The following is a 13,694-nucleotide window of genomic DNA, read 5'->3' as shown; positions in this document are numbered from 1 at the left end:
CACGCTGCTCACTGCCGCATGCCGCGCCCACTCACCAGCAGGCGCACGCAGAAGATGTAGAGCAGCACGGTCGCCACCAGCATGAAGACCACCGCCGTGCCGATGCGGATGTCGGACACGCCGAGGATGCCGTAGCGGAACGCGTTGACCATGTGCAGGATCGGGTTGGCCAGCGACACGGTCTGCCAGAACGGCGGCAGCAGCGTGATCGAGTAGAACACCCCGCCCAGGTAGGTCAGCGGTGTCAGCACGAAGGTCGGGACGATGGAGATGTCGTCGAAGTTGCGCGCGAACACGGCGTTGACGAAGCCGCCCATGGAGAAGATTCCGGCGGTCAGCACCACGACCAGCACGGTGATGCCCAGGTGGTGGATCTGCAGGTCGGTGAAGAACAGCGACAGGATGGTGACGATCACGCCCACCGCCAGCCCGCGCAGCACGCCGCCGCAGACGAAGCCCAGGAGGATGGTGTGCGGCGACACCGGCGAGACCAGCAGCTCCTCGATGTTGCGCTGGAACTTGCTGCCGAAGAAGCTCGACACCACATTGCCGTAGGAGTTGGTGATCACCGACATCATGATCAGCCCCGGCACGATGTACTGCATGTAGGTGAAGCCACCCATGTCGCCGATCTGCCGGCCAATCAGGTTGCCGAAGATGACGAAGTACAGAACCATGGTGATCGCCGGCGGCAGCAGGGTCTGCGGCCAGATGCGCAGGAAGCGGCGGACTTCGCGGTAGACGATGGTGTTGAGGGCGACCCAGTTGGCGCGCAGTTCGTGACTCATACCGCCACCTTCGACAGATTCTTCTCCACCAGCGACACGAACAGTTCCTCCAGGCGGTTGCTCTTGTTGCGCAGGCTCAGCACCTGCAGGCCCTGGGCATTGAGCTGGACGAACAGCCCGTTGATGCCCAGCGACTTGTCCACCTGCACCTCCAGCGTGTGGTCATCCACCAGCCGCACCGGGTAGCCATCCAGCTTCGGCGCCTCGCTCAGGGTGCCTTGCAGATCGAGGTAGAAGGTCTCCACATGCAGCTTGTTCAGCAGCTTGCGCATGCTGGTGTTCTCCACGATGGTGCCGTGGTCGATGATCGCGATGTTGCGGCACAGCTGCTCGGCCTCCTCCAGGTAGTGCGTGGTGAGGATGATGCTGATGCCTTCCTGGTTGAGCTCAGTGAGGAAGTTCCACATCGAGCGGCGCAGTTCGATGTCCACCCCGGCGGTGGGTTCGTCGAGGATCAGCAGACGCGGCTCGTGCACCAGCGCGCGGGCGATCATCAGGCGGCGCTTCATGCCGCCGGAGAGCTCGCGGGAAGCGGAATTACGCTTGTCCCACAGGCCCAGCTGGGTCAGGTACTTCTCGGCGCGGCCCTTGGCCACGCTCATCGGGATGCCGTAGTAGCCGGCCTGGGTGACGACGATGTCGAACACCTTCTCGAACTGGTTGAAGTTGAATTCCTGGGGCACCACGCCCAGGCAGCGCTTGAGGCCGTACGGGTCCTTGTCCAGGTCATGGCCGAACACGTTGACCGTGCCGCTGGTCTTGTTCACCAGGGTGGAGAGGATGCCGATGGTGGTCGATTTGCCGGCGCCGTTGGGGCCCAGCAAGGCAAAGAAATCGCCCTCGGCGACGTCCAGATCGATGCCCTTGAGGGCCTGGAAGCCGTTGCCGTAGGTCTTCGTCAGTTGACGGATGGACAGCGCGGAACTCATGGGTTTTCCCGTTGCAAGTCGGTGGAAAGACGCATGTCTTTGGAAAAAAGGCCTGCTTGATAAGGGTACGCCGCGAGGATTGCAACCTCCGGGGCACGCGCAGGCATTCAGGTCAGGTCGGTCATCACTGCAGCACGGTAGGCCGGGCGGGCCTTCAGGCGCGCGTACCAGGCTTCGAGATGCGGTTGTGCCGGGCGCTCGATGGGCATTTCGAACCAAGCATAGATGAAGCTGCCCAGCGGAATGTCACCCATGCCGAATTGTTCGCCGGTGAGGTACGGCTGTTTCGCCAGCGTCGCCTCGGGGACCGCCAGCAGGCCCACGCAGGTCTCGATGGCGGCCTGGATGGCAACGGCGTCGCGCTGCTCCGGCGGGGTGCGCAGGGTACCCCAGAACACGGTGCGGAACGGCGCAGCGAAGGACGAGGTGGTCCAGTCCATCCACTTTTCGGCGCTGGCGCGTTGCTGCAGGTCCTGCGGGTACAGGTCCGGGGCGTAGCGCGCGGCAAGGTAGCGGACGATGGTGTTGGACTCCCAGAGCACGAAGCCATCGTCGTCCAGAGTCGGTACCACGCCGTTGGGGTTCAGCGAGCGGTAGGGCTCGTCGTTGACCAGGCCGAAAGCGCCGCCGGCGTCGATCCGTTCATAGGCCAGCCCGGCCTCTTCCGCGCACCAGAGCGCCTTGCGCACGTTGGAGGAATTCTTCCGGCCCCAGATCTTGAGCATGCTGCGCCTCTCTTGTTGTCGTCATTCGATGGTCGCGCGCCCGACGGACGCGATTTCGGATGACGGCACCCTACCGGCTAAGGCGCGAGGAAAAAAGACACACGTACTGATGGTTACTATCGATTACGTTCATGGCGATTACGTTCATGGGCGATTGCTTTACTGCCTTGCCGCCTCGCTGCGCATGTCGCCGGCCAGCGGCGCATCCTCACCGGTGAACAGGTGCGGATAGCACTGCCTGAGGTAGCCGAAGAAGAACTCCTCGGGCACATCGGGGAACTGGCCGTGGTCGCGCAGGTACTCCATGTGCCGTTCACCTTCGCGGTTGAACGGGTGGAAGACGCTGTCGTTGCGCCCGTCGAACTCCAGCGGCAGCACGCCGAAGGCTTCGCACAGGCCGATGTCGAAGGCCGGCGTGGCCTTGACCCAGCGGCCCTCGAGGAACAGCTCGGTGTAGCCGTGCATGGCGAACACTTCGCTGCGCAGCAGTTCCAGCAGGCGCGGCGTGGCCAGGTGGTTCTTCACGTCAGCCAGGCCGATGCGCGCGGGGATGCCGCAATGCCGGGCACAGGCCGCCAGCAACGTAGCCTTGGGCACGCAGTAGGACTGCCCGGCCCCAAGCGCATGGCTGGCCTTGAGCGTCTGCGGGTCGCGGCTGAACACGTAGGGGTTGTAGCGAATCTGGTCGCGCACCGCGTAATACAGGGCCACCGCCTGCTCCAGCGGAGTACCGCCGTCGCCCCGGTGATTTAGAGCGAACTCGATTACCCCGGGGTGGTCACTATCAACGAAGCGGCTGGGCTTGAGGTATTGCTGCATGGCGCTGTCTCCGGGCTTTTCATCCTTGATGTCGGCCCCAGTCTAACCAGCGCAGGCTCCTGACCGACAAGGCGATCCGGCCAAGCTGTCCGGCCATGCGGCCATCGGTCCGATTCGCCCAGCTAAGCTTCCGGTGCATGGTGGAGGGGCTCCCACCGGGAATACCTGCCGCTGTGCTCGCGCACTCTCGTCACCAAGCCCACTACGGCCTGCGGTCGCCGGGTTGGCTGTCATGGAGGAATCCGCATGCTGCTCGTCTGGTTACTCGTCCTGATCCTCGGCGTCGCCTGGCTCGCGCACCGCCGCGCTGCGCCCCTGAAGGCACTCGGCATCGTCGCCGTGTACCTCGCACTGATGAGCCTGTTCAGCCACGCCCATGGCTGGATGGTGCTGTTGTGGCTGCTCTGGGCCGTGGTCGCGGTGACCATCCTGGCCACCGACCTGCGCCGCAGCCTGTTCACCTCGCGGCTGTTCGCCTGGTTCAAGAAGACCCTGCCGCCGATGTCCGAGACCGAACGCGAGGCCATCGAGGCCGGCACCGTCTGGTGGGATGGCCAGCTGTTCAGCGGCCGCCCGGACTGGCACACCCTGCTGGGCTATCCCAGGGCGCAATTGACCGAAGAGGAACAGGCCTTCGTCGATGGCCCCACCGAGCAGCTCTGCGCGATGATCGACGACTACGAGGTCGGCAAGGCCATGGACCTGCCGCCCGAAGCCTGGGCCTACATCAAGAGCCAGGGCTTCTTCGGCCTGATCATTCCCAAGGAATACGGCGGCAAGGGTTTCTCCGCCTTCGCCCATTCCCAGGTGGTGATGAAGCTCGCCACCCGCAGCGGCGACCTCGCCTCCACCGTGATGGTGCCCAACTCCCTCGGCCCGGCCGAACTGCTGCTGCACTATGGCACCGACGCCCAGCGCCAGCGCTACCTGCCGCGCCTGGCGACTGGCGACGAGATTCCCTGCTTCGCCCTGACCAGCCCGCAGGCCGGCTCCGATGCCGGCGGCATGACCGACGTCGGCGTGGTCTGCAAGGGCCAGTGGGAAGGCGAGGAAGTCATCGGCCTGCGCCTGACCTGGGAGAAGCGCTACATCACCCTCGGCCCGGTGGCCACCCTCCTCGGCCTGGCCTTCAAGTGCCATGACCCGGACCACCTGCTGGGCGAGGAAGAAGACCTGGGCATCACCCTGGCGCTGATCCCCACCGACACCGACGGCGTGCAGATCGGCCGTCGCCACGTACCGCTGGGCGCCGCTTTCATGAACGGCCCCAACTCCGGCAAGGACGTGTTCGTGCCGCTGGAGTACATCATCGGCGGCCAGGAAATGATCGGCAAAGGCTGGATGATGCTGATGAACTGCCTGTCGGTGGGCCGCTCGATCTCCCTGCCGGCGGTGGGCACCAGCGCCGCCAAGGCCGGCAGCTACGTCAGCGGCCGCTATGCCCAGGTGCGCGAGCAGTTCAACGTGCCGCTGTCGGCCTTCGAAGGCATCCAGGAAGCCCTCGCCCGCATCGGCGGCAACGCCTGGATGATGGACAGCGCGCGCATCCTCACCGCCAACGCGGTGGACCTGGGCGAGAAGCCCTCGGTGCTCTCCGCCATCCTCAAGTACCACCTCACCGAACGCGGCCGCGAGTGCATCGCCCACGCCATGGACATCCACGGCGGCAAGGGCATCATCATGGGCCCCAACAACTACCTGGGCCGCTCCTGGCAAGCCGCGCCGATCTTCATCACCGTCGAGGGCGCCAACATCCTCTCGCGCAACCTGATGATCTTCGGCCAGGGCGCCATCCGCTGCCATCCGTACGTGCTCAAGGAAATGGAACTGGCCCGCCGCGAGGACCAGGACCAGGCCGAGCGCGAGTTCGACGAGCTGCTGCTCAACCACATCGGCTTCGCCGTCAGCAACGCCGCCAGCAGCCTGCTGCTGGGCCTGGGCTTCGGCAGCTTCGACCAGGTACCGGGCGACCGTATCAGCCGCCCGTACTACCGTGCGCTGAACCGGCTGGCCGCGTCCTTCGCCCTGCTCGCAGACTTCAGCATGATGATGCTCGGCGGCGAGCTGAAGCGCCGCGAGCGCCTGTCCGCGCGGCTGGGCGATGCGCTGAGCCACCTCTACCTGGGCTCTGCCGCGCTCAAGCGCTACCACGACCTGGACAACCCGGACTACCTGCACCCGCTGCTGCACTGGGCCATGGAGGAAAACCTGGAGAAGGCCGAAGTCGCGCTGGCCGACCTGATCGACAACTTCCCCAACCGCGCCTTCGCCTGCCTGCTGCGCGTGCTGGTGCTGCCGCTGGGCCGTCGCCACCGTGGCCCGAGCGACGCGCTGGATGCGGAGATCGCCCACATCCTCGGCCGCCCGCTGAGCGACCCGGCGCTACAGGCGATCCTCGCCGGCGCGCACCTGCCCACTGGCGAAGATGATCCGGTAGCCAAGCTCACCTTCGCCTACGACCAGCTCGCTGCCGCGGCGCCCCTGCAGAAGAAGCTGCACAAGGCGCTCAAGGAGCACGGCGTCAGTCCCAAACCGGGGCAGTCGCCGATCGATGCCGCACGCGACGCCGGGGTGCTGGAAGCCGCGGAAGCGGAGACCCTGCACGCCGCCGAACGCGCCCGTCGCGCCGTGATCGACGTGGATGACTTCTCTAAAGAAGAACTGGCCGGCAAGGCCGACTGAGTTGCGACTTTCACGCACGGGGCGCCTTCGGGCGCCTCTTTTTTCTCCGACGCACAGCAATGCCGGCCCGTGCTATCGGGTGCACACTTAAGGCATCAACCCATGGAGAACCGCACATGCGTCGATCCATCTTCCTGCTGCTCATACTGCTGGCCGGCAGCGCTTACGCTGACCCTTGGCTCTACCCCAGCCGCCCGCGTCCGGCGCCCGCGCCCAGCCCGGTCATCGACCCGATCCAGCAACAGCAGGACAGCCTGCGCCGCCAGCAGCAACTGCGGCAGAACCAGCTCGACAGCCAGCGCCTGAACTACGAGGACCAGCGCCTGCAGCGCCAGCAGCAGGATTTGCAGCGCCAGCAGGACAACCAGCAGCGCTGGAACGAACAGCGCCGGCAGAGCGACCAGATGATCCAGCGGCAGAAGAACGAATTGCAGCAGGACCAGCTGCGCCAGCAACAGCGCATGCTCGACCAGCAGCGCCAGCAGATCGACAACCAGCGCCGGCAGATCCAGATGCGCCCGCTCCGCTGATCGCCCCGGCGGCAGCGGCGGCGAAACCCGATATACTCCCCGGCCGTTTGCACACAGCTCCAGAGGAATCCCATGGCCAGCGCCTATCTCGACCACCACATCGCCCTGCTCAACCACCTGCGCATGATCCTTGGCGCCCTGGGCGAAGCCGAGCAGGTTCCCGAGGACAACCACGGCCTGTTCCTCGAGCGCTTCGACGAGCTGCTGGTGGAACTGCCGCGCGATCCGGAAGGCGCCCAGTACCTGGGCCAGGACCTGATCAGCCAGATCTTCCACCGCTACCCGCAGATCGCCCACCTGATCCCGCGTGACCTGCTGTGGTTCTTCGGCGGCGACTGCCTGCACTACATGCCCGACGAGGAACTGCAGATGTACCAGCAGCTCGACGAGCGTCGCTTCGAAGCCGAAGAAAACGGCGAACCCTTCGACTGGAACCGCGAGAAGCAGCTGCTCGCGCTGCCGGAAGACACGCCCAAGCACTAAGCACCGAACAGAACCAGAGAAGCCCGCATGATGCGGGCTTTTTCATGGGCGATCACCAGCTGTTCGCCGCAGTCTCCCGCATCAATTCGACGCTTCTACCTCTCGTCGGCAAGCGCTGCCCTGCAACCCGCGCAGCACCTGTGCTGCCCTGCCCGCCTAGTCCGAAACTCCCAGTCCGCCTGGGAGTATCGGCCGATGCGCATTCCCCGGGGCGTCCCCATAGTCGTGGCATGTAGCAGTAAAAGGCCAGCAGTCGAGGTCTGGCCGCCACGCATGGAAATGCCCGGGAGAACATCATGACCCTCCATAAGAAGATTGCGTCGCCAACGCGCCCCACCGCAGATGACACCAACAGCCCTTCCGTTACCACCGACCAGAACGACTATGCCCCCGGCAGCACCGCCATCATCACCGCCAGCGGCTTCACCGCCGGCAGCACCGTGAAGATCGAGGTGGACCACGCCACCAGCCCCGGCGCCGACGGCGCTTGGGGTACCCCGGATGACGTACTCAACACCAGTGCCGGTGCCGGACACGATCCCTGGTACGTGACCGACGGCGGCGCCGGCGACCTGGACGGCCAGGTCAACGGCAGCATCACCACTTCCTGGTATGTCGACCCGGACGACTCGGCAGGGGCAAGATTCCTGCTCTCCGCTTCCAGTGACGGCGCCACGGCGACCGCCACCTTTACCGACGCCGGCCCCGTCGTGTCGGCAACCGGCGTGACCGTCTCGCTGGACGAAACCGCCGGCCTGCAGAACGCCACGGCCACCCCGAGCCCGGCGGGCGACGCCAATGACAACGATATCCTCCTCGCGTCCCTGCCTGCCGCGTTCACCGCCCGCCTGACGGCCCTGGGCGCCGGCACTGCCTCGGGCGCCGCCCTGAGCGGCTATACCGGCGCGGCCGGCAACACCGGCAGCAACGCCTTCACCATCAGCGCCGCCCCCGGCGGAGCCATCACCGACATTCTCTTCACCGGCAGCAACGGCGCGCCGCTCAACGGCCTGGACAGCGGCCTGGATACCCTCGCCGGGCAGGACATCCTTCTCTACACCGACGCCACCAACAACAACGTGCTGGTCGGGCGTGCCGGCGGTCCCGCAGGCGCCATCGTGTTCGCCGCCTACATCGAGGAAACCGGCTCGCCGGTCAGCGGTGGCAAGATCTGGACCGTGGAGTACCAGCCACTCAAACACCCGGTCACCAGCAATCCCGACGACGCTCTCGACCTGCTGAACAAGGTCTTCATCGGCACCAGCCAGGACCTGACCTTCAGCCTGGCCGACGCGCCGTCCGGGCAGAACCTGTTCCTGATGTTCACCACGGCAACGCCCACGACGGTCAATGACAACGGGGTGATCCGCATCACCGACCCGACCATCATCGCCACCGGCAGGGACCCGGCCAACCAGTCCACCGGCGCCAACATCACCACCGGTGACACCATCAACACCAGCCAGGCCGGCGGCCCGACCACCTTCGGCACCAACAACCAGATGATCACCGAGCAGGAAGGCATAAGGTTCACCTTCGTCACCGGCGCCCGGCAGAACGTGACCATCCCCAACCTGGACCAGAACGAAGCGGACGTTGAAGCCAACATCGACTTCACCCAGATGTTCAATGCCAAGACCGCCAGCTTCGACGTCGTGCAGCTACAGAGCGGCAAGAGCGCCATCGTCAAACTCAGCGCCTTCAGCACCGCGGTCGAAGCGGGTAACGCCTTCATCGACGGCTATGTCGGCGACGCGACGGTCGCCATCACCAACGTCCGCGTTCTCAACAGCACCACCGGTGCGGTGCTGGAGAACTCCAACGGCCTGGTGAACGATCCAAGCATCACCATCACCATCACGGGTGGCGTGGCGACCATTACCGGCGTGCTGGCCGGCTACAAGATCGAGTACACCACCACAGCCGACCACAACCGCGTGCTGGTCGAGAACGGCTCTGCGGTCGGCGCCAAGGGAAATGACCACGCCGCCTTCGACATCGGCGGCTTCAAGCTGCTGCAGGTGTCCACCGCCACGGCGGAAATCGGCTCGAAGATGATCTTCGAGGACGACGGCCCGAGCATCAGCACCACCGGCACTGAACCCACGCTGACGGTGGACGAGTCCGTCCTCACCACCGATGCCTCGCAGAGCTTCGCCGCGAACTTCACCTCGGCCTTCGGCGCCGACGGCGCGGGTACCCTGACCTATGCGCTGAGCGTGATCGCCGGCGCCTCCGGGCTGGTCGACACGGCCACCGGACAAACCGTGAACCTGGCCATGAACGGCGCCGTGGTGGAAGGCCGCACGGCCATCAGCAACGACCTGGTGTTCACCGTCAGCGTGGCCGCCAACGGCACCGTGACGCTGGACCAGCAGCGCGCCATTGTCCACGCCAACACCAGCAATCCGGATGACTCGAAGACCCTGACCTCCGACGACCTGGTGAAACTGACCGCGACCAAGACCGACGGTGACGGCGATAGCGCCCAGGCCACGCTGAACATCGGCCAGAACCTGGTGTTCAAGGACGACGGCCCGAACGTCAGCACCACTGGCGTCGAGCCGGTGATGACGGTGGACGAGTCGGTGCTGGCGACCGACTCCACGCAGAACTTCGCCGCCAACTTCACCTCGGCCTTCGGTGCCGACGGGGCCGGCACCCTCACCTACGCGCTGAGCGTGATCGCAGGGGCGTCGGGGCTGACCGACACGGCTACCGGCGAAGCGGTGAACCTGTCGATGAATGGCGCCGTGGTCGAAGGCCGCACCGCCACCACCAACCAGTTGGTGTTCACCGTCAGCGTCACCGCCAATGGTGACGTTACCCTCGACCAGCAGCGCGCCATCGTCCACGCCGACACCAGCAATCCGGACGACTCCAGAAGCCTCACCTCGGACGACCTGGTGAAACTCACCGCGACCAAGACCGACGGCGACGGCGACAGCGCCCAGGCCACGCTGAACATCGGGCAGAACCTGGTGTTCAAGGACGACGGACCGAACATCAGCACCACCGGCGTCGAGCCAGTGATGACGGTGGACGAAACCGTGCTGGCCACCAACGCCACGGCTAACTTCGCCGGCAACTTCACCTCGGGCTTCGGCGCCGACGGCGCGGGCACGCTGACTTATGCGCTGAGCGTGATTGCCGGTGCCTCCGGGCTGACCGATACGGCCACCGGACAAGCCGTGAACCTGGCCATGAATGGCGCCGTGGTGGAAGGCCGCACGGCCATCAGCAACGACCTGGTGTTTACCGTCAGCGTCGCCGCCAATGGCGACGTTACCCTCGACCAGCAGCGCGCCATCGTCCACGCCAACACCAGCGATCCGGATGATTCCAGGACCCTGACCTCCGACAACCTGGTGAAACTGACCGCGACCAAGACCGACGGCGACGGCGACAGCACCCAGGCCACGCTGAACATCGGGCAGAACCTGGTGTTCAAGGACGACGGACCGAACATCAGCACCACCAGCGTCGAGCCGGTGATGACGGTGGACGAATCGGTGCTGGCGACCAACTCCACGCAGAACTTCGCCGCCAACTTCACCTCAGGCTTCGGAGCCGACGGGGCCGGTACCCTGACCTATGCACTGAGCGTGATCGCCGGTGCTTCGGGGCTGACCGATACAGCCACTGGCGAAGCGGTGAATCTGTCGATGAACGGCGCCGTGGTCGAAGGCCGCACCGCTACCACCAGCCAGCTGGTGTTCACCGTCAGCGTGGCCGCCAATGGCGACGTCACCCTCGACCAGCAACGGGCCATCGTCCACGCCAACAGCAGCGACCCGGATGACTCCAGGACCCTGACCTCCGACGACCTGGTGAAACTCACCGCGACCAAGACCGACGGCGACGGTGACAGTGTCCAGGCCACGCTGAACATCGGGCAGAACCTGGTGTTCAAGGACGACGGCCCGAACATCAGCACCACCGGCACCGAGCCGACTCTGACGGTGGACGAGTCCGACCTGACCGTCGACGCGACCCAGAGCTTCGCCGGCAACTTCAGCTCGGGCTTCGGCGCCGATGGAGCCGGCACCCTGGCCTATGCGCTGAGCGTGATCGCTGGAGGCTCCGGGCTGACCGACACGGCCACCGGTGAGGCAGTGAACCTGTCCATGAACGGCGCCGTGGTGGAGGGCCGCACGGTCACCACCAACCTGCTGGTGTTCAAGGTGAGCGTTGCCGCCAATGGTGACGTCACCCTCGACCAGCAGCGCGCCATCGTCCACGCCGACACCAGCAATCCGGACGACTCCAGAACCCTCACCTCGGACGACCTGGTGAAACTCACCGCAACCAAGACCGACAAGGATGGCGACAGCGTCCAGGCCACCCTCAACATCGGCCAGAACCTGGTGTTCAAGGATGCCGGCCCAAGCATCAGCCCCGCCGGCACCGAACCGGTACTGACAGTGGATGACTCGGACCTGACCACCAACGCCCTGCAGGCCTTCTCCGCCAACTTCCTCTCGTCGTTCGGCGCCGACGGGGCCGGCACCCTGACCTACACCCTGGGTTGCGTCTCGGGAGCTTCCGGGCTCACCGATACCGCTACCGGGCAGTCGGTGGTGCTCTCGCTCAATGGCACCGTGGTGGAAGGCCGCTGCGCCATCAGCAATGACCTGGTGTTCACCGTCAGCGTCAATGCCAACGGTGATGTCACCCTCGACCAGCAACGCGCCATCGTCCACGCCAACACCAGCGACCCGGATGACTCGCGGACTCTCACCTCGGACAACCTGGTGACCCTGACCGCGACCAAGACTGACGGCGACGGCGACAGCGCCCAGACCACGATCAACATCGGCCAGAACCTGATCTTCAAGGACGACGGGCCGACCATCAGCACCACTGGCAGCGAGCCGACCCTGACGGTGGACGAAACCGTGCTGGCCACCAACGCCACGGCGAACTTTGCCGCCAACTTCAGTTCGGGCTTCGGCGCCGACGGAGCCGGCACCCTCACTTACGCCCTGAGCGTGGTCGCCGGAGCGTCAGGGCTGGTCGACACCGCCACCGGGCAGGCAGTCAACCTGTCGGTCAACAACGGCGTGGTGGAAGGCCGCACCGCCGTCAGCAATGTGCTGGTCTTCACCGTCAGCGCAGCCACCAACGGCGACGTCACCCTCGACCAGATGCGCGCCGTGGTCCACGCCAATGCCAGCGATCCGGATGACACCAGGACGCTCACCTCGGACAGCCTGGTGAAACTCACCGCGACCATCACCGACAAGGACGGCGACAGCGCCCAGGCCACCCTGAACATCGGGCAGAACCTGATCTTCCGCGACGACGGGCCAGCCCTGGCTTTCGGCAACATCGTCGGCACCGGCAGCACCATTGCCCAGACCGGCTACTGGGACCATGCCTTCGGTGCCGACGGCAGCAGCGCGGCAGGCCTGGATATCGTCCTGGCGAACGGGCAGTTCACCCTGGTTCGACCCAACGGCACCACCACCACCGGGACCGGCACACTCACCGAAACGTCACCGTCGCCGGATGCCAATGGCGCCTTCCACTTCGCCGGCACCCTCACCGGTGACTTCGACAACAACGCCAGCACCGCCAACACCAGCGTCGACTACACGCTGACGGCCCTGGCCGACGGTACCTACACCCTGGACCTGGTGCAGGGCTTCAGTTCGACACTGGTACTGAGCACCGCCAATGGCCAGCTCGGCGCCGGCGGCCCGGACCCGGTGCAGACCCTGACCATCGGCACCGACGCCGTGGTGTTCTTCGCGGCCAAGGCGCTGGCACCACAGACCGGCTCGAACAGCATCCTCACCGGTATCGGCCTGGGCTTGACCGACCCCACCGAGGCGCAGTTGCAGACCAATCCGCTGCCGTCCTACATCGACGACCAGAAGGCCCTCAACGTCAGTACCTCCGGCATCGGCGTGAAGAACAACGTCCTGCAGGGCAGTGGTGCCGGCATTACCGCCGGTGACGACAGCTTCGTCGCCAACCCGCAGACGCTGCTGACCTCGGTGAAGGTCTTCATCGACAACTCGGTGGGCGGCTACGACCCGACGTCGGAGTCGCTGTACTACGTCGCCTACTACGACGACGGCACGACCTCCGGCGCACCGATCAAGGTGCTGGCGGCGAACCTGCAGAACGAGTCCGGCGGGCAGAAATCCTTCACCGTGCAGACCGTCGCCGGCAAGCTGATCGACGCCATCCAGCTGACCATGGCCGAGGGCATGATCAAGGTCCCGACCATCCAGTTCATCAAGCAGGTCGAGAACCTGGCCAGTGACGTCAAGCTGTCGTTCAACGCCACGGTGACCGACAAGGACGGCGATGCGGCGACCAGCGCCTTCTCCGCCAACCTGTTCGCCAACAAGGCTGCCGGCGGGGCCTTCGACTACGTGCTGGCGGGCGTGACCGGAACGAAAGAGGCGTTCAACATCGACCTGGCGCGCACCGAGAACAAGTACCAGGTCACCGGCTTCGACACCACGGGCCAGCGTGACAAGCTGGTCCTCAATGGCGACGCCACGTCGACCGTGCAGAGCATCGACAACAGTGGCGCCAACAGTATCGTGACGATCCACGAGACCGGCGGGCAGCTGACGACCATCACCCTGGTCGGGGTCGATATCCTCAACACCGATATCGTGCACGGCAGCGCCACGTAGTTCGCACGCGGGAAAGGTGCGGGGGTGGTGTGGAAACCACCCCCGCATCGTTTTTTCAGGACGGGGAGAACAGAGCAGGCAT

8 protein-coding genes are annotated in these 13,694 nt (G+C 65.4%); 4 read left to right on the top strand and 4 right to left on the bottom strand.

Annotated features, from left to right (window positions below; genetic code table 11):
- Positions 1-8: 8 nt before the first annotated feature.
- The 4 genes from IB273_RS14430 to IB273_RS14415 form a co-directional block, all read right to left on the bottom strand.
- Entirely contained in the window at positions 9-788 is a 780-nt protein-coding gene (locus tag IB273_RS14430) for an ABC transporter permease (RefSeq protein WP_081518608.1), read from the bottom strand.
- A complete protein-coding gene (locus IB273_RS14425) occupies positions 785-1,717 on the bottom strand; it encodes an ABC transporter ATP-binding protein (RefSeq protein WP_045208997.1) in 933 nt (310 codons plus the stop codon). The genes IB273_RS14430 and IB273_RS14425 overlap by 4 nt, the downstream gene beginning before the upstream one ends.
- Before the next feature lie 107 nt (positions 1,718-1,824).
- Positions 1,825-2,442, bottom strand: coding sequence for a glutathione S-transferase (locus tag IB273_RS14420; RefSeq protein ID WP_192224336.1), 618 nt, complete (start codon positions 2,440-2,442; stop codon positions 1,825-1,827).
- Positions 2,443-2,601: 159 nt separating this feature from the next.
- Positions 2,602-3,261 (bottom strand): transglutaminase-like domain-containing protein, encoded by a 660-nt coding sequence (locus IB273_RS14415; protein WP_192224335.1) that lies wholly within the window; start codon positions 3,259-3,261, stop codon positions 2,602-2,604.
- Between the two features lie 246 nt (positions 3,262-3,507).
- Here IB273_RS14415 and IB273_RS14410 point away from each other — a divergent pair, with 246 nt between their 5' ends.
- From IB273_RS14410 to IB273_RS14395, 4 genes are all read left to right on the top strand, one after another.
- Complete coding sequence (locus tag IB273_RS14410; RefSeq protein WP_192224334.1) at positions 3,508-5,943, top strand: acyl-CoA dehydrogenase; 2,436 nt, start codon at positions 3,508-3,510, stop codon at positions 5,941-5,943.
- A 116-nt stretch (positions 5,944-6,059) separates the two neighbouring features.
- On the top strand, positions 6,060-6,473 hold the full coding sequence (locus IB273_RS14405; RefSeq protein WP_081518612.1) for a PA2816 family glutamine-rich protein: 414 nt from the start codon (positions 6,060-6,062) through the stop codon (positions 6,471-6,473).
- Positions 6,474-6,545: 72 nt separating this feature from the next.
- Positions 6,546-6,956, top strand: a complete 411-nt coding sequence (locus tag IB273_RS14400; RefSeq protein ID WP_045208986.1) for a PA2817 family protein — start codon at positions 6,546-6,548, stop codon at positions 6,954-6,956.
- Between the two features lie 296 nt (positions 6,957-7,252).
- Positions 7,253-13,612, top strand: a complete 6,360-nt coding sequence (locus IB273_RS14395; RefSeq protein WP_225610162.1) for a DUF5801 repeats-in-toxin domain-containing protein — start codon at positions 7,253-7,255, stop codon at positions 13,610-13,612.
- Positions 13,613-13,694 lie beyond the last annotated feature (82 nt).

The organism is Pseudomonas sp. PDM19, assembly GCF_014852215.1.
Lineage (GTDB): Bacteria > Pseudomonadota > Gammaproteobacteria > Pseudomonadales > Pseudomonadaceae > Pseudomonas.
This window is presented reverse-complemented; position numbering and strand designations above follow the sequence as displayed.

Coding starts and splice junctions, on each gene's coding strand:
- IB273_RS14415 (WP_192224335.1), bottom strand. CDS start 3,261: ATGCAGCAATACCTCAAGCCCAGCCGCTTCGTTGATAGTGACCACCCC.
- IB273_RS14395 (WP_225610162.1), top strand. CDS start 7,253: ATGACCCTCCATAAGAAGATTGCGTCGCCAACGCGCCCCACCGCAGAT.
- IB273_RS14410 (WP_192224334.1), top strand. CDS start 3,508: ATGCTGCTCGTCTGGTTACTCGTCCTGATCCTCGGCGTCGCCTGGCTC.
- IB273_RS14430 (WP_081518608.1), bottom strand. CDS start 788: ATGAGTCACGAACTGCGCGCCAACTGGGTCGCCCTCAACACCATCGTC.
- IB273_RS14405 (WP_081518612.1), top strand. CDS start 6,060: ATGCGTCGATCCATCTTCCTGCTGCTCATACTGCTGGCCGGCAGCGCT.
- IB273_RS14420 (WP_192224336.1), bottom strand. CDS start 2,442: ATGCTCAAGATCTGGGGCCGGAAGAATTCCTCCAACGTGCGCAAGGCG.
- IB273_RS14425 (WP_045208997.1), bottom strand. CDS start 1,717: ATGAGTTCCGCGCTGTCCATCCGTCAACTGACGAAGACCTACGGCAAC.
- IB273_RS14400 (WP_045208986.1), top strand. CDS start 6,546: ATGGCCAGCGCCTATCTCGACCACCACATCGCCCTGCTCAACCACCTG.